Genomic DNA, 14,894 nt, shown 5'->3' on the forward strand with positions numbered 1-14,894 from the left:
AACGCTTTCAGTACGACCGCGGCATGCCCAGCACATGCTCCGCGAGATAGGACAGGATCAGATTGGTCGAGATCGGCGCCACCTGGTAGAGCCGCGTCTCCCTGAACTTGCGCTCGATATCGTATTCTTCGGCGAAGCCGAAGCCGCCATGGGTCTGGATGCAGGCATTGGCTGCTTCGAAGGAGGCGTCCGCCGCCAGCATCTTGGCCATGTTCGCCTCCGCGCCTGCATTCTCGCCGGCCTCATAAAGCCGCACCGCCTCCCGCACCATCAGCTCGGCGGCGCGCATATTGGCGTAGGCCTTTGCAATCGGGAACTGGATGCCCTGGTTCTGGCCGATCGGCCGGCCGAAGACCTGCCGCTCCTTGGCGTAGGCCGAGGCCTTCTCGATGAACCATTTGGCGTCGCCGACGCATTCGGCGGCGATCAGGATGCGCTCGGCGTTCATCCCCGAGAGGATGTAGCGGAAGCCCTTGCCCTCCTCGCCGACGAGGTTGTCAGCGGGGATGCGGACATTGTCGAAGAAGACCTCGGTGGTGGCATGGTTCATCATCGTCCGGATCGGCCGGATGGTGAGCCCGCTTTTGAGCGCCTCACGCATGTCGAGCAGGAAGACCGAGAGCCCGTCGGTGCGCTTGGCGACCTGGTCGCGCGGGGTGGTCCGGGCCAGCAGCAGCATCAGGTCCGACTGGGCGGCGCGGCTGGTCCAGATTTTCTGGCCGTTGACGATGTAATGGTCGCCCTCGCGTTTCGCGGTGGTGCGCAGCGCGGTGGTGTCGGTGCCGCTGGTCGGCTCGGTGACGCCGAAGGCCTGCAGGCGCAGTTCGCCCGAGGCGACGCGCGGCAGCCAGGCCTGCTTCTGCGCCTCCGAGCCGTGGCGCAGCACCGTGCCCATCACATACATCTGGGCATGGCAGGCGCCGCCATTGCAGCCCTGGCGCTGGATCTCCTCCATGATGACTGATGCCGCCGACAGCGTCAGGCCGGCGCCGCCATAGGCCTCGGGGATCAGCGCCGAGAGGAAGCCGCTTTCGGTGAGCGCCGCAACGAACTCGGTCGGATAGGCCATCTCGCGGTCAAGCTTGCGCCAGTACTCGCCAGGGAAGCCGGCGCAGAGGCGGGCGACGGCGTCGCGGATCTCGGCATGGTCGGATGGGTGCTGCATGGCGTCGCTTGTTCTGCTGTCGGGTTCGATCAACCTCTACGTCATCCCGGACGCAGCGAAGCGGAGCTCCGGGATCCATCGTAGGGCGGATACGGCCCAGAGGGCTCGCTCTACGATGGATCCCGGATCTGCGCGGCTTCGCCGCTTGTCCGGAATGACGGTGAGGTTCGTGAGGCAGGCGATGGGCCAAACTCGGCCCGTAACGCCTCGTCATGCTGGCCGAGCGCCGGCACGGGGCGCATCGTGACGCGCTGCCCGTCGACGATGGCGGGCGGGGCGAGGACCTCGACGGGGCCGGACGGCGTCGGCGTCGCTAGGGCGGTCGCGGCAGGGTGGGTGATCAGATCGCCGACGCTGGAGACGGTGCCATAGGCGATGGCGTAGCGATCGAGCGCGGCGGTGACCTCGGCGAAGGGCCGCGTGGCGAGCAGGGCCTGAACCTCGCGATCCACCGTCTCGCGCTGCCGCACCCGCAGGACATTGGTGGCGAAGCGGGCGTCCTCGGCGAGCGCCGCGCTGCCCAGGACCTCGCGGGCCAGGATCTGCCATTCGCGCTCGCTCTGGATCGAGATCAGCACATCGCCGTCGGCGGTCGAGAAGACGCCATAGGGGGCGATCGAGGGGTGGGCGAGCCCCAGCCGCGGCGGCTCGATGCCGCCATAGCGCCGCGTCAGATAGGGCACGTTCATCAGGTCGCCGAGCGTGTCGAACAGCGAGAGCTGGATCGCGGAGCCCTGGCCGGTTTTCGCACGCCGCAGCAGCGCCTCCAGGATCGCGGCATAGGCGGCCTGGCCGGTGGCGATGTCGGCGATCGAGACGCCGATGCGCGACGGCCCCGAGGCCTGCGTGCCGGTGATGGCAGCGAGGCCGGACTCGGCCTGGACCAGCAGGTCATAGGCCTTGCGGGTGTGGTGCGGTGTGCCCGGCGCATAGCCCGAGACGTCGCAGGTGATCAGCCGGGGATAGCGCGCGCGCAACTCGGTCGCGCCGAGGCCGAGCCGGCCGGTGGCACCCGGTGCGAGGTTCTGGATGAAGACATCGGCCTGAGCGAGCATCGTCTCGACCATGGCGCGGTCATCGGCCTGCTTGAGATCGACGCGGCAGGATTCCTTGCCGCGGTTGAGCCAGACGAAATAGGAGGACAGGCCCTTCGCATAGTCGTCATAGCCGCGTGCGAAGTCCCCTTCCGCGCGTTCGAGCTTGATGACGCGCGCGCCGGCATCGGCGAGCTTGCAGGTCGCGGTCGGCACGGCTACCGCCTGCTCCAGCGCCACCACCAGAATTCCCTCGAGGGCGTTCTTCATCGTCCCGGCGATCCGCCTTACCCGTCGCAATGGCGCCAGACGGGCGGTCGAAACCAGGCGGAGTCAAATAGGGTTTTGCGATGAGGGGCATAGCGAAATGCTCGCTGCGCCGCGATCTCCATAGATTATCGCTATGGCCCTCATCGTTTTATCCTACTTGCCCCGCCCGACCGCCCATGCACCCCTCTGCGCTCCAGGCAGCGTGCCACCCAAGAGCGCGCTCCAGAAACCATTCAGGGAGAGGTCACGATGGGCACCAAGAGATCAGCCGTAGCCGCATTCGCCCTGGGAGCGCTGATAGCGCTGCCGGCGCAGGCGCAGGACAAGCCGAAGGAACTCGTCGTGGGGATCGCGACCTTCCTGTCCGGACCCGCTTCGGTCTTCGGCGTGCCGGGCCGCAATGCCGCCGATCTGTTCATCGAGGAGCTGAACGCCAAGGGCGGCATCCTCGGCGTGCCGGTGAAGCCTGTCTATGTCGACGAGGGCGCGGGCACCAACCAGCTGATCTCGGAGTATCGCCGCGTCGTCCAGGACCAGGGCGCGCAGGTGATGTTCGGCGCGATCTCGTCGGGCTCCTGCAACGCGCTCGCCCCCGTCGCCGAGGACCTCAAGGTCGTCAACGTGATGTGGGACTGCGGCACGCAGACCATCTTCGAGGAGGGCAAGTGGAAGTATTCGGTCCGCACCCAGGGCCATGCCGGCGCCGAGATGATGGCGACGCTGCTCTACCTGATGAAGGTCAAGCCGGACTTCAAGACGATCGCGGTGGTCAACCAGGACTATGCCTGGGGCCGTGAGTCCTGGGCGCTGTTCCAGGCCGGGCTGAAGGCTCTGAAGCCGGATGTCAGGATCGTCGCCGAGCTGTTCCCGAAATTCGGCGCGCCCGATTTCTCGACCGAGATCACGCGCCTCTCGGCGCTGCGGCCCGATGTCGTGCTCTCGACCTCCTGGGGCGGCGATCTCGACACCTTCGTCCAGCAGGCCGCGGCGCGCGGCCTCCTGAAGCAGTCGACTTTCGTGCTGCCGCTCGCCGAAAGCTCGATGGAGCGCCTCGGCGCCGTGATGCCCGAAGGCGTCATCGTCGGCGGCCGCGGCGACCATTACTTCCTGCATCCCAAGCACAAGAACTCGGCCGAGATGCAGAATTTCGTGAAGAAGTACCGCGAGAAGACCAACGTCTATCCGATCTATCCGACCTTCCACATGAACCAGGCCGTCACCGGCCTCACCAAGGCCTATGAGAAGGCCAGCGCCGCCAATGGCGGCAAGTGGCCTACCAAGGAGCAGGTGATCGCTGCCTTCGAGGGGCTGGAGTTCAAGTCGCTGACCGGGACGATCACCATCCGTTCGGACCATCAGGGCCTCGAGGACCAGTTGCTCGGCACCACCAAGCGCGTGCCGGAATACCCCTTCGCCGTCTACGACAAGATGGCGCTCTATCCCGGCAAGCTGGTGACCACCCCGGTCGGCGAGAAGTCGCTGGAATGGTTCGCCAAGATCAAGCCGGATCTGGTCAACGACAAGTCGATCGAGACCTTCGAATATTCGAAGTAACGCGTTCCCTTATCCACGTCGTCATCCCGGACGAGCGGCGAAGCCGCGATGATCCGGGATCCATGCCTGAACTGTTCCGGCATGGATCCCGGGTCTCCCTTCGGTCGCCCGGGATGACGGCGTGAGGATGTTCGGACTGAAGAACGGTTCTCAATGCCTCCTGAAATGCTCTTCCTCGCCGCGCTCGACGGCCTCGCCTATGGCTCGCTGCTGTTCCTGGTGGCGGTCGGGCTGTCGCTGATCTTCGGCGTGCTCGGCGTGCTCAATGTCGCCCATGGCTCGTTCTACGCGATCGGCGCCTATGTCGCGGCGAGCGCCGTGCTGGCGGCGGCCGGGATGGGTCTGCCGACCTGGCTCGCCTTCCCGCTCTTTCTGATCTCCGCCGTTCTCGTCGGCGTCGTCGTCGGCGGGTTGGTCGAGGCGCTGCTGCTGCGGCGAATCTACGGCAAGGAGGAGGTGCTGCAGCTCCTCGTCACCTTCGCGGTGTTCATGATCCTCGAGGACGCGCAGAAGGTCGTCTTCGGCACGCAGCCGCTTTTCGCCAATGCGCCGATGAACTGGCTCGGCACGATCGAGGTCTTCGGCATCTACTACACCAATTACCAGCTCATCCTGATCCCGCTGGTGGCGCTGGCCGTTCTGGTGGGCCTGCGGCTGTTCCTGCGCCGGACCGCCTTCGGGCGCGCGATCGTCGCGGTGACCCAGGACCGCGAGGCGGCGATGGCGATGGGCATCAATGCGACGCGCATCTATCTCTTCACCTTCATGATCGGGGCCTCGCTGGCGGCGCTGGGCGGGGCTCTGTCCTCGGCCACGACCTCGCTGACGCCGGGCATCGGCTCGGGGATGATCGTGCTGTCCTTCGCGGTGGCGGCCACGGCCGGGCTCGGGCGGATCGAGGGTGCGGCGGTCGCAGCCCTGATGATCGGGCTGGGGCGCTCGGCGGCGGTTTATTTCGCGCCGGAATTCGACGTGCTGATCCCCTATCTGATCATGGTCGCGGTGCTGCTGATCAAGCCGGAAGGGCTGTTCACCACGCTGCAGACGAGGAAAGTCTGATGGCGCGCCAGTATCTCATCGGCGCGGCGCTGCTGATCGCGCTCATCGTCTTTCCCGTGATCTCGCCCTGGGCGACGGTCATTCTCACCGTGGCGCTTTGCGAGGGGCTGGCGGCGCTCGGCATCCTCGTGTTGCTGCGGGCGGGCCAAGTCTCCTTCGGCCATGGGCTGTTCTTCGCCTTCTCGGCCTATGTCGTCGCCTTCATGGCGGCCGCGAGCTTCGGACACGAGGTGCTGCTGCTGGTGCCGATCGCCACCGCGGCGTCGGGTCTGGTCGCCGCGCTGGTCGGGCTCTTCATGGTGCGCTACCGGGCGATCTTCTTCGGCATGCTCAACCTCGCCATCTCGATGGTGTTCTTCTCGCTTCTGGAGAAGCTGTTCTCGATCACCGGTGGGGCCGACGGCAAGCGCGTGCCGCGGCCGACGCTGGCGGGGATGACGCTGGAGCGCGAGACCTTCGAGTTCTGGATGTTCTACATCACCCTGGCGCTGGCGGTGGTCGCGGCGCTCGGCGTCGCACGCTATCTCGTCTCGCCCGGCGGCAAAGCGCTGGAGGCGATCAAGTCCAACGAGACGCGGCTGGAATATCTCGGCGTCTCCAGCCGCAAGGTGCTCTACGGCGCCTATCTGCTGTCGGGGCTGCTGGCGGGCTTGGGCGGAGCGATCATCGCGCTGGTCTCGGGCCATGTCACGCCGGAGCTGGCCTATTGGGTGCGCTCTGGCGAGTTCGTCTTCATCGCGATCCTCGGCGGCGTCGGCGGCGTGGCGGGGCCGTTCCTGGGCGCGCTGATGTTCCAGATCATCCGCGGCTATGCGGCCGTCCACGCGCCCGAGACTTGGCATGCCGTGCTGGGCGTGATGCTGCTGGTGATCATCTTCTTCGCGCCGAGCGGGCTCTACGGGCTGATCGCGGGTCGCAAGCGCGCCGCTGCGCAGAAGGAGACCGCGCCATGAGCGAGTTCATTCTCGAGGCGCGCGACCTGAACCTGAGTTTCGGCGGCGTGCTGGCCGCCAATGGCGCGAGCCTGAGCGTGCGCGCCAATGAGCGCATCGCCATCATCGGCCCCAACGGCGCCGGCAAGACCACCTTCATCAACCTCTGCACCGGCTATCTGAAACCGCAATCGGGACGTGTGATCTTCGCGGGGCAGGACGTGACGGGGCTGTCGCCGCGCACGATCACGCGGCGCGGCATCGGCCGCTCCTTCCAGATTCCGCAGCTCTTCACCGACAACACGGTGATGGAGAACCTGCTGCTGGCGCTGAGCGCGCGCGAGGGCACCTGGTCGCCCTTCCTGCGGCTCGACCGCCACCCCAAGCGCGAGGAGATGGTCGCGCTGCTCGACAGTGTCGGCCTGCGCGACACTGCGGAACGGCTCGTGCGGGAGCTGCCGGAGGGCATGCGCAAGCTCATCGACATCGCTGTGGCGCTGGCGCTGGACCCAAAGCTGATCTTCATGGACGAGCCGACCTCGGGCGTCTCCAGCTCCGAGAAGTTCCAGGTGATGGACACGCTGACGCGCGCACTCGATGCCCGCGCCACGACCGCGATCTTCGTCGAGCACGACATGGACGTGGTTGCGCGCTACGCCAGCCGCGTCGCCGTCTGGTCGGGCGGCCGCATCGCGCTGGAGGGCACGCCCGACGAGATCCTCAATCATCCCGAGGTGCGCGAAACCGTGATCGGGGTGGGAGTCTAGCCATGCTGGAGATCAGGGGACTGTCTGCCGTCATCGAAGGCGTGCAGGTGCTGCGCAAGGTCGATTTTGCGCTGGCCGAGGGCGCGACGGTGGCGCTGATCGGCCGCAACGGCGCGGGCAAGACCAGCCTGCTGCGCGCGATCATGGGCTTCATGACCGTGACGGAGGGCACCATCGCCTTCGACAGCCGGCCAATCCTGACGATGCCGCCGCATGAGCGGCCGCGGCTCGGCATCGGTTATGCGCCGGAGGACCGCCGGCTGTTCTCGAGCTTCTCGATCGAGGAGAACATCCGCCTGCCGGCCGAAGTCATGAAGGTGCCGGGCGCCGAGATCGCCAGGCGGCTGGAGGGCATCTACCAGGTGCTGCCGGAACTGGCCGATCTGCGCCACCGCGCGGCGGCGGGGCTTTCGGGAGGCCAGGGCAAGATGGCGGCGCTGGCCCGGGCGCTGATGGTGGGGCAGCGCGTCATCCTGCTGGACGAGCCGTTCCAGGGCCTCGCGCCGGTGCTGGCGCAGCGCTATGCGACCGCCCTGCGCGCTCTGCGCGACAGCCATCCCGAGATCGCGTTGCTCATCACCGAATCCAACCCCAGTCTGCTGCGCAGCTTCGCCGAACGCGCCTATGCGATCGAGCGCGGCGAGGTCACGGAGGTGGCCGGCGGCCTGGCGGCGAGTTCGCTCGAAGCGGCGGGGCTGCATTAGGCGCAGGATGGGCTCTGCCCTCGGCTGGCATTGGACAATGAGCCGCCAAGGATATACATCTTAGGGAGTATATCAGGAGATTGCGTCATGCAGGTCGCGCGTTGGGGTAACAGTCTGGCCGTGCGTCTGCCTGCATCCGTGGTCGAGGCACTCGGCCTCAAGGAAGGCGACGACATCGAGATCCGCGTCGCCGGCGAGCGTGCCTTCGACGTGGGGCTCGACCGTAGCCGCGAACGGGCGCTCGAACGTGTCCGCGCGCTGCGCAGGCCCCTGCCGCCCGGCTGGCGTTTCGACCGCGACGAGGCCAATGCGCGGTGACGGCACCGCACGAATTCCTGGATACGAATGTGCTGATCTACGCCTTTTCCGATGATCCTCGCTCGGCCCGTGCCGAAGCCCTGCTGGCGAAGGGCTGTGCCAGCAGCGTGCAGGCGCTCAACGAATTCGCCAATGTCGCGCGGCGCAAGCTCGCGATGGAGTGGCGGGAAGTGCAGGAGGCTCTGGACGCGATCCGAGCGTTGCTCTCTGCGGTCGCCCCCCTTGATTTGGAAACGCATCTCGTCGGCATCAAACTCGCCGAGCGCCACCGGCTCTCGGTCTATGACGCGATGATGATCGCGGCGGCTCTGCACCTCCGCTGCACGACCTTCTGGTCGGAGGATCTGCAGGACGGGCTGGTCGTGGAGGAACGCCTCACCGTCCGAAACCCATTTCTCGCGGGATCGAGATGAACCGCATCAGCCTGCCCTGAGCGGGTGGACCTCAAACGAGATATGCGCCCCGGATTTGGGGCTTCAATAGGAGTAAAGACATGACCCAGCACTTCATCAACGGCCGCCATGTGGCGGGCCGCAGCGGCGAGACCATGGCCGTGCTGGCGCCCGCTACCGGCGAGGAGTTCACCCGCATCGCCTGCGGCACGGCCGAGGACATCGACGACGCCGTGAAGGCGGCGCGCGCGGCTTATGAAGGTGCCTGGGGCAGGCTCACGGCGGCCGAGCGCGGCCGGCTGATTGCCAAGCTCGGGCTCAAGGTTCTCGACAACTTCGACGAGCTTGCCCGCACGGAGGCGCAGGACACGGGCAAGCCGATGGCGCAGGCGCGTGCCGATATCGAGGCGACCGCCCGCTATTTCGAGTTCTATGGCGGTGCCGCCGACAAGGTGCACGGGCATATCGTGCCGTTTCTCAACGGCTACAGCGTCAACGTCATCCATGAGCCGCATGGCGTCACCGGGCATATCCTGCCGTGGAACTACCCGGCGCAGATGTTCGGGCGGTCGCTGACGGCGGCGCTCGCCATGGGCAATGCGGTGGTGCTGAAGCCGGCCGAAGAGGCCTGCCAGACGGCGCTGCGGCTGGCGGTTCTGGCCTCCGAGGTCGGTTTCCCCGATGGCGCGATCAACATCGTCACCGGCCGCGGGCACGAGGCGGGCGCGGCGCTCTCGGCCCATCACGGCGTCGACTTCATGTCCTTCACCGGCTCGCCCGAGGTCGGCAAGATGGTGCAGCACGCCTGCGCCGAGCATCTGATCCCCTGCACGCTGGAGCTCGGCGGCAAGTCGCCCCAGATCGTCTTCGACGATGCCGATTTCGACGCCGCCGTGCCGATCGTCTGCAAGGCGATCGTCCAGAACACCGGGCAGACCTGCTCGGCCGGCTCGCGCGTGCTGGTGCAGAGCCACGTCTATGACGACTTCATGGGCGCGGTCGCCAAGGAGTTCACCAAGCTGCGCGCCGGCACGCCGGAGATGGATCTCGATTGCGGCGCGGTGATCAACGCCAAGCAGCGTGGCCGCGTGCAGAGCTTCATCGACCAGGCCCGCGAGGCCGGCATCCCGGTGATCGCCGAAGGCCAGATCGCGCAGGGCGTGCCCAATGGCGGCTTCTATGTGACGCCGACGCTGTTCGGGAAGGTGCCGCGCGGCAACCGGCTGGAGCAGGAGGAGGTGTTCGGTCCGGTGCTCGCCGCCTTCCCCTTCAGCGACGAGGCGGATGCGATCAAGCTGGCGAATTCCACCGAATACGGCCTCGTCGCGGCGGTCTGGACCAAGGATGGCGGGCGCCAGCAGCGTGTCGCCAAGAAGGTCCGCGCCGGCCAGGTCTTCATCAACGGCTATGGCGCCGGCGGCGGCATCGAGTTGCCTTTTGGGGGCACCGGCAAATCCGGCCATGGCCGCGAAAAGGGCTTCGCCGCGCTGGAGGAGTTCGCGGTGACCAAGACGATCGTGCACAAGCACGGGTGAGAACTGTCATTCCGGGGCAGCGCCGTTGGCGCGCCCCGGAATGACAAACCCTCACATCATGATGACGTGGCGGATCGTGCGGCCTTCATTCAATGCGTCGAAGCCCTCATTGATGCCGTCGAGCCCGCTCTGGCTGGTCATTAGCTTGTCCACCGGCAGCTTGCCGCGCAGATAGAGATCGACGAAGCGCGGGATGTCGCGCACGGGGATGCAGGAGCCCACATAGGAGCCCTTCAGCGTGCGCTCCTCGCCGACGAGGCGCACGGGCGAGAGCGACAGGGTGTGGGCGGGGTTGGCGAGGCCTGCCGTCGTGGTGGTGCCGCCGCGCCGCGTGATCTGGTAGGCGAGGTCGAGCGCCTTGACCGAGCCCGCCATCTCCAGCCCGTGATCGACGCCGCCCTTGGTCGCGGCGCGGATCGCCTCAATGACGCCAGGGTCGCCCGCGTTGAAGGTGTCGGTCGCGCCCAGATCGCGCGCGATCGCAAGCTTTTCATCCGATAGATCGACAGCGATAACGCGGGACGCGCCGCAGGCGGCGGCTCCCAACAGCGCGCTCAGGCCGACGCCGCCGAGGCCAACCACGGCGACCGTTTCGCCGGCCCGGACCTTGGCCGTGTTCACCGCCGCGCCGACGCCGGTCAGTACCGCGCAGCCGAAGAGCGCGGCGATCTCGTGGGGGATGTCGGCCTCAAGCTTCACCAGCGAATGGCGCGAGATCACAGCGTATTCGGCGAAGGCGGAAACGCCGACATGATGGTTCAACGGCTTTCCGCCGACGGAGAGCCGGCGCCCGCCGCCGAGCAGCTCGCCGACGCCATTGGCGGCATTGCCCGGCTCGCAGAGCGCCGGGCGGCCTTCGGCGCAGGGCGAGCAATGCCCGCAGGAGGGCACGAAGACCATGATGACGCGGTCGCCCTTCTTGAGATCCTGCACGCCCGGGCCGGGCTCCACGACCTCGCCGGCCGCCTCATGGCCAAGCACCATCGGCACGGGGCGGATGCGGTTGCCATCGATCACCGAGAGGTCTGAATGACACAGGCCCGCTGCCCTGACACGCACGAGCACCTCGCCCGGGCCGGGCGGGGCGAGTTCGACCTCCTCGATCGAAAGCGGGCGGCTGTGCGCATAGGGCGCGGAAACCGGGCTGGCGTTCAGGACGGCGGCGCGAATTTTCATGCAGGCGTTTCCTCGGCAGGCTTGTTGGTTGTTGCCGGCATCGGGCCGCAAAAGCCATGCGCTGTCAAAGACCGAATCGTGATCCGGGCCATAAGTCTGGAGCATGCAGCGAGGCGGGAGACCTGGGCTGAAGCGGCGTTGGTGCGGAAGCGCGCGTCAACGGCGCCGGGGTTCCGGCGATGGCTGGAGCATCCTTCGAGACAACGCTTCGCGGCTCCTCAGGATGAGGGCGGAGGCGTCGCCCCGCTCTCGACGGCTCAGGCTGCCTTGTCCTTCATGCCGCCATCGGTGAGGCGGTACCAGGCGATGATGGCCGAGACGTAAAGCTCGTTCAGCGCATGCAGCGGCAGCGGCGTGATCGGCACGACCGGGAAGGGCAGGCAGCCCTTGTCCCCGGTCGCGATGTAGCCGGCCAACGCCTTGCCCATGGCGCTCTGCAGCCCGACGCCGCGGCCCATGCAGCCGATGTCAACGAGCAGGCCGGGCTCCGGCTCGTGCAGATGGGGCAGGAAATCGCGCGTCAGCGCCACACGACCGCACCAGCGGAAGTCGAAGGGCACGCCCTTGGCCTGGGGATACATCTTGCCGACGACACGCTCGAGATGGGCCCAGTCGGCGGCGTCCTTGGGTTCGCGGAACGGGCCGCGCCCGCCCATCAGCAGGCGGTTCTGATGGTCCTTGCGGAAATAGAGCAGCAATTGGCGCGTGTCCGAGACGACCTGGCCCTCGGGCAGGATCGTGCCGGCGACATTGTCGGACAGCGGCTGCGTCGCGACAATGAAGGAGTTGGGCCGGATCACGGTCTGGCGCAGCTTCGGGATCAGGTCGCCGGTGTAGCCATTGGTGGCGACGACGACGCGCGGGGCCGTCACGGAGGCGCCCTGCGCCGTCCGGATGGTCCAGTTCGCGGCGCTGCGCGTCAGCGAGACGACCTTGCTCTGGCCGTGGATGGCGGCGCCCGCCGCGAGCGCCGCCTTCGTCAGCCCGCGGGCATAGGCCAGCGGCTGCACGCCGCCGGCGCGCCGGTCGACCCAGCCGGCGAGGTAGCGGTCGGTGCCGAGGAGGCGAGCGGCGCCGTCCTTGTCGAGGAACTGCGCATCGACGCCGCGCGACTGCCATTCGGCGGCGCGCCGCTTCACCGTCTCGACCATGGCCGGCGTATGCGCCCCTTGAATCCATCCGGTGCGCTTGTGCGGCACGTCCATGCCGTGTTTCGCGATTAGGTCGAAGACGAGATCGGCGGTCGAGCCGACGAAGCCGATCAGGGCCTCTCCCGCGACGGGGCCGAATTTGGCGAGGATTTCGCTCGGATCATATTTGATGCCGGGGATGACCTGCCCGCCATTGCGGCCCGAGCCGCCCCAGCCGGGCTCATGGCTCTCGAGCACCACGACGGAGACGCCCGCCTCCGCCAGATGCAGCGCGGTCGACAGCCCGGCAAAGCCGGCGCCGATCACGCACACATCGGCGCTGACATCCTGCGCCAGCGGCGGTGTCGGCGCGGCGGCCGGTGCGGTTGCAAACCAGAGCGAGGGCTCCAGTGGGAAGGGTTCGGCCATCGGCAGGCTCCTCAGATCGGGCGCAGCACGCGGCGCAGGAAATCCTGCGTGCGCGGATGGCTGGGCGCGCTAAGCACCTCGCGCGACGGTCCCTGCTCGACGATGACGCCGCCATCCAGGAACAGGACGCGGTCGGCCACCTCGCGGGCGAAGCCCATCTCATGGGTGACGACGAGCATGGTCATGCCGTCTTCGGCGAGGCTCTTCATCACCTGTAGCACCTCGCCGACGAGTTCGGGGTCGAGCGCCGAGGTCGGTTCGTCGAACAGGATCGCCTTGGGCTGCATGCAGAGCGCGCGCGCGATGGCGACGCGCTGCATCTGCCCACCCGAGAGCTGGCCGGGATAGGCATCCATCTTGTTGCCGAGGCCGACACGGTCGAGCAGTTCGCGCCCTCGTGCCATGGCCTGCGCCGCCGGCTCCTTCTTCACGAAGATCGGCCCCTCGACGACGTTCTCCAGCGCGGTGCGGTGCGGGAACAGGTTGAAGCGCTGGAACACCATCGCCATCGCCGTGCGGATGCCGACGATCGAGGGTTTGTCGCGCTCGACGCGTTCGCCGTCGATCGTGATCGCGCCGCCATCATAGGATTCGAGCCCGTTGATGCAGCGCAGGATCGTCGACTTGCCGGAGCCGGACGGTCCGATCAGGCAGACGACCTCGCCCCTGGCGACGCTCGCCGTGATGCCCTTCAGCACCGGAAACGAGCCGAAGCTCTTGGTGACGCCGGTGATCTCGATCATCGGCGCGCCCGCGACCACATGCCCGGTCATCGCCTGGCCCCCTTGCCGAAGCGGCGTTCGAGCCAGCTCACCAGCCCCATCAGCGGCAGGCACATCGCCAGGTAGAGCAGGGCGACCAGCGTGTAGACGGTCATGTTCTTGAAGGTGGAGGAGGCGATCAGCGTGCCCTGCAGCGTCAGCTCGGCCACCGTGATGGTCGAGGCCTGCGAGGAATCCTTCAGCATCATCACCATGATGTTGCCATAGGGCGGCAGCACGAGGCGGATCGCCTGCGGCAGGATGACCCGGCGCATGGTCAGGCCCCAGCCCATGCCGATCGACTGCGCGGCCTCGATCTGGCCGTGGTCGATCGCCTCGATGCCGGCGCGGAAATTCTCGGACTGATAGGCCGAATAGGCGATGCCGAGCCCGATGATCGCCGCCTGCAGCGCCGTCAGCGCGATGCCGAACTCCGGCAGCACGAAGTAGATGTAGAAGAGCTGCACCAGGATCGGGATACCGCGCAGCGTGTTGACGATGACCTTTGCGGTCGTCGACAGCCAGCCGATGCCCGAAACCCGCATCAGCGCCCAGACCAGGCCGAGCACAGTCGAGAGCGCGAGCGAGCCCAGCGCGACGATGAGCGTGAACTTCACGCCCTGCAGCAGCAGCGGCAGGAACTGGGTGGCGTCGCGCAGGAAGGTTTGCATGCGGTTCTGACGGTGGTTGTCGAAAGGATATCGCGGCAGCCCGCTCACCACGGTTCGTCATCCCGGGCGCAGCGAAGCGAAGACCCGGGATCCATTCCGGAACCGTTCCGGCATGGATCCCGGATCGGCGCCGCTTCGCGGCTTGTCCGGGATGACGGCGTCGGGGGCGGTTTTGCTACCGGATTAGACGAGGCCCCATTTGGCCAGGATCTTGTCGACCGTGCCGTCGGCCTTGAGCTTGGCGAGGCCGGCATTGATCTTCTTCAGGAGCTCGCCATCGGTCTTGCGCACGCCGATGCCGACCGAGCCCGAGATGACCGGCTTGTAGCTCTTGACGATGCGCACGCGGGGGAACTGCCCCTGCGAGAGATTGTAGGCGATGATCGGCAGGTCGAAGACGGCGGCCTGGACGCGGCCGGCATTCACGTCGGCGAGAATGTCCGGCAGGGTCTTGTAGAGCTTCACCTCCGAGAACAGGCCCGATTTCTGCAGTCGGTCGACATAGGCCGTGCCGATCTGCACGCCGATCGTCATGCCCTTCATCTCTTCGAACGAGACGTAATCCTTGGTGTCGGTCGCCGGCACGATCAGGCCTTCGCCATAGGTGTAGATCGGCGCCGAGAAATCGATCACCTCCTGGCGGACCGGGGTGATGTACATCGCGGCGGCGACGATATCGATCTTGCTGCCCGTCAGCGACGGAATCAGCGTCGAGAACTGCATGCCCTCGACCTCGACCTTGAAGTCGGACGCCGCGGCGATCGCCCTGATCAGGTCGACCATCACGCCTTCGATGGTGTTGGTCTTGGTGTCGAGGAAGGTGAACGGGCTGCCCGTCGGCGTCGAGCCGACCTTGAGAACCGCTTGCGCCTGGGCCGGAGCGATCCCGGCCGCGAGCGCGCTGCCTGCCAGCATCGACAGAAATGTCCGACGTTCCATGGCGATATCCCCTGCTTGTGCGCGTGCCTGATCTGTCCGGCACAATTTTCATCTGCGT

The 14,894-nt window shown here is 67.0% G+C and carries 15 protein-coding genes; 8 read left to right on the plus strand and 7 right to left on the minus strand.

Features of this window, described 5'->3' with window-relative positions; all coding sequences use genetic code 11:
- Positions 1-7 precede the first annotated feature (7 nt).
- A complete protein-coding gene (locus Q8S38_RS05440; protein WP_305679414.1) occupies positions 8-1,165 on the minus strand; it encodes an acyl-CoA dehydrogenase family protein in 1,158 nt (385 codons plus the stop codon).
- Between the two features lie 110 nt (positions 1,166-1,275).
- Positions 1,276-2,469, minus strand: coding sequence for a CaiB/BaiF CoA transferase family protein (locus tag Q8S38_RS05445; RefSeq protein WP_305679415.1), 1,194 nt, complete (start codon positions 2,467-2,469; stop codon positions 1,276-1,278).
- A gap of 249 nt (positions 2,470-2,718) precedes the next feature.
- On the opposite strand from Q8S38_RS05445, the gene Q8S38_RS05450 reads away from it, so the two are divergent.
- The 8 genes from Q8S38_RS05450 (at position 2,719) to Q8S38_RS05485 (ending at position 9,730) form a co-directional block, all read left to right on the plus strand.
- The gene (locus tag Q8S38_RS05450) at positions 2,719-4,023 is read left to right on the plus strand and encodes an ABC transporter substrate-binding protein (protein ID WP_305679416.1); all 1,305 of its coding nucleotides are present in this window, start codon (positions 2,719-2,721) and stop codon (positions 4,021-4,023) included.
- Between the two features lie 153 nt (positions 4,024-4,176).
- Complete coding sequence (locus Q8S38_RS05455) at positions 4,177-5,082, plus strand: branched-chain amino acid ABC transporter permease (protein WP_305679417.1); 906 nt, start codon at positions 4,177-4,179, stop codon at positions 5,080-5,082.
- Positions 5,082-6,035: a branched-chain amino acid ABC transporter permease gene (locus tag Q8S38_RS05460; protein ID WP_305679418.1), complete on the plus strand. Its 954-nt coding sequence runs from the start codon at positions 5,082-5,084 to the stop codon at positions 6,033-6,035. The genes Q8S38_RS05455 and Q8S38_RS05460 overlap by 1 nt, the downstream gene beginning before the upstream one ends.
- Positions 6,032-6,781 (plus strand): ABC transporter ATP-binding protein, encoded by a 750-nt coding sequence (locus Q8S38_RS05465; protein WP_305679419.1) that lies wholly within the window; start codon positions 6,032-6,034, stop codon positions 6,779-6,781. The genes Q8S38_RS05460 and Q8S38_RS05465 overlap by 4 nt, the downstream gene beginning before the upstream one ends.
- A 2-nt stretch (positions 6,782-6,783) precedes the next feature.
- On the plus strand, positions 6,784-7,485 hold the full coding sequence (locus Q8S38_RS05470) for an ABC transporter ATP-binding protein (RefSeq protein ID WP_305679420.1): 702 nt from the start codon (positions 6,784-6,786) through the stop codon (positions 7,483-7,485).
- An 87-nt stretch (positions 7,486-7,572) separates the two neighbouring features.
- On the plus strand, positions 7,573-7,803 hold the full coding sequence (locus Q8S38_RS05475; RefSeq protein WP_305679421.1) for an AbrB/MazE/SpoVT family DNA-binding domain-containing protein: 231 nt from the start codon (positions 7,573-7,575) through the stop codon (positions 7,801-7,803).
- Positions 7,800-8,216, plus strand: coding sequence for a PIN domain-containing protein (locus Q8S38_RS05480; RefSeq protein WP_305679422.1), 417 nt, complete (start codon positions 7,800-7,802; stop codon positions 8,214-8,216). The genes Q8S38_RS05475 and Q8S38_RS05480 overlap by 4 nt, the downstream gene beginning before the upstream one ends.
- 80 nt (positions 8,217-8,296) lie before the next feature.
- Positions 8,297-9,730 (plus strand): aldehyde dehydrogenase family protein, encoded by a 1,434-nt coding sequence (locus Q8S38_RS05485; RefSeq protein ID WP_305679423.1) that lies wholly within the window; start codon positions 8,297-8,299, stop codon positions 9,728-9,730.
- Positions 9,731-9,781: 51 nt separating this feature from the next.
- On the opposite strand, the gene Q8S38_RS05490 is transcribed toward Q8S38_RS05485, so the two are convergent.
- From Q8S38_RS05490 to Q8S38_RS05510, 5 genes are all read right to left on the minus strand, one after another.
- Entirely contained in the window at positions 9,782-10,906 is a 1,125-nt protein-coding gene (locus Q8S38_RS05490) for a zinc-dependent alcohol dehydrogenase family protein (RefSeq protein WP_305679424.1), read from the minus strand.
- A gap of 257 nt (positions 10,907-11,163) precedes the next feature.
- Positions 11,164-12,465: an NAD(P)/FAD-dependent oxidoreductase gene (locus Q8S38_RS05495; protein ID WP_305679425.1), complete on the minus strand. Its 1,302-nt coding sequence runs from the start codon at positions 12,463-12,465 to the stop codon at positions 11,164-11,166.
- A gap of 11 nt (positions 12,466-12,476) precedes the next feature.
- Positions 12,477-13,208, minus strand: a complete 732-nt coding sequence (locus Q8S38_RS05500) for an amino acid ABC transporter ATP-binding protein (protein ID WP_305679525.1) — start codon at positions 13,206-13,208, stop codon at positions 12,477-12,479.
- 26 nt (positions 13,209-13,234) lie between these two features.
- A complete protein-coding gene (locus Q8S38_RS05505; RefSeq protein WP_305679426.1) occupies positions 13,235-13,897 on the minus strand; it encodes an amino acid ABC transporter permease in 663 nt (220 codons plus the stop codon).
- A 183-nt stretch (positions 13,898-14,080) separates the two neighbouring features.
- Positions 14,081-14,836, minus strand: coding sequence for an ABC transporter substrate-binding protein (locus Q8S38_RS05510; protein ID WP_305679427.1), 756 nt, complete (start codon positions 14,834-14,836; stop codon positions 14,081-14,083).
- Between the last annotated feature and the right edge of the window lie 58 nt (positions 14,837-14,894).

This window comes from Allobosea sp. (genome assembly GCF_030695125.1).
Taxonomy (GTDB): Bacteria; Pseudomonadota; Alphaproteobacteria; order Rhizobiales; family Beijerinckiaceae; genus Allobosea.

Bases quoted from the DNA above. Each gene is read 5' to 3' on its own strand.
- Q8S38_RS05485 (WP_305679423.1), top strand. From the start codon at position 8,297: ATGACCCAGCACTTCATCAACGGCCGCCATGTGGCGGGCCGCAGCGGC.
- Q8S38_RS05500 (WP_305679525.1), bottom strand. From the start codon at position 13,208: ATGATCGAGATCACCGGCGTCACCAAGAGCTTCGGCTCGTTTCCGGTG.
- Q8S38_RS05505 (WP_305679426.1), bottom strand. From the start codon at position 13,897: ATGCAAACCTTCCTGCGCGACGCCACCCAGTTCCTGCCGCTGCTGCTG.
- Q8S38_RS05445 (WP_305679415.1), bottom strand. From the start codon at position 2,469: ATGAAGAACGCCCTCGAGGGAATTCTGGTGGTGGCGCTGGAGCAGGCG.
- Q8S38_RS05510 (WP_305679427.1), bottom strand. From the start codon at position 14,836: ATGGAACGTCGGACATTTCTGTCGATGCTGGCAGGCAGCGCGCTCGCG.
- Q8S38_RS05460 (WP_305679418.1), top strand. From the start codon at position 5,082: ATGGCGCGCCAGTATCTCATCGGCGCGGCGCTGCTGATCGCGCTCATC.
- Q8S38_RS05495 (WP_305679425.1), bottom strand. From the start codon at position 12,465: ATGGCCGAACCCTTCCCACTGGAGCCCTCGCTCTGGTTTGCAACCGCA.
- Q8S38_RS05465 (WP_305679419.1), top strand. From the start codon at position 6,032: ATGAGCGAGTTCATTCTCGAGGCGCGCGACCTGAACCTGAGTTTCGGC.
- Q8S38_RS05490 (WP_305679424.1), bottom strand. From the start codon at position 10,906: ATGAAAATTCGCGCCGCCGTCCTGAACGCCAGCCCGGTTTCCGCGCCC.
- Q8S38_RS05450 (WP_305679416.1), top strand. From the start codon at position 2,719: ATGGGCACCAAGAGATCAGCCGTAGCCGCATTCGCCCTGGGAGCGCTG.
- Q8S38_RS05440 (WP_305679414.1), bottom strand. From the start codon at position 1,165: ATGCAGCACCCATCCGACCATGCCGAGATCCGCGACGCCGTCGCCCGC.
- Q8S38_RS05475 (WP_305679421.1), top strand. From the start codon at position 7,573: ATGCAGGTCGCGCGTTGGGGTAACAGTCTGGCCGTGCGTCTGCCTGCA.
- Q8S38_RS05455 (WP_305679417.1), top strand. From the start codon at position 4,177: ATGCCTCCTGAAATGCTCTTCCTCGCCGCGCTCGACGGCCTCGCCTAT.
- Q8S38_RS05470 (WP_305679420.1), top strand. From the start codon at position 6,784: ATGCTGGAGATCAGGGGACTGTCTGCCGTCATCGAAGGCGTGCAGGTG.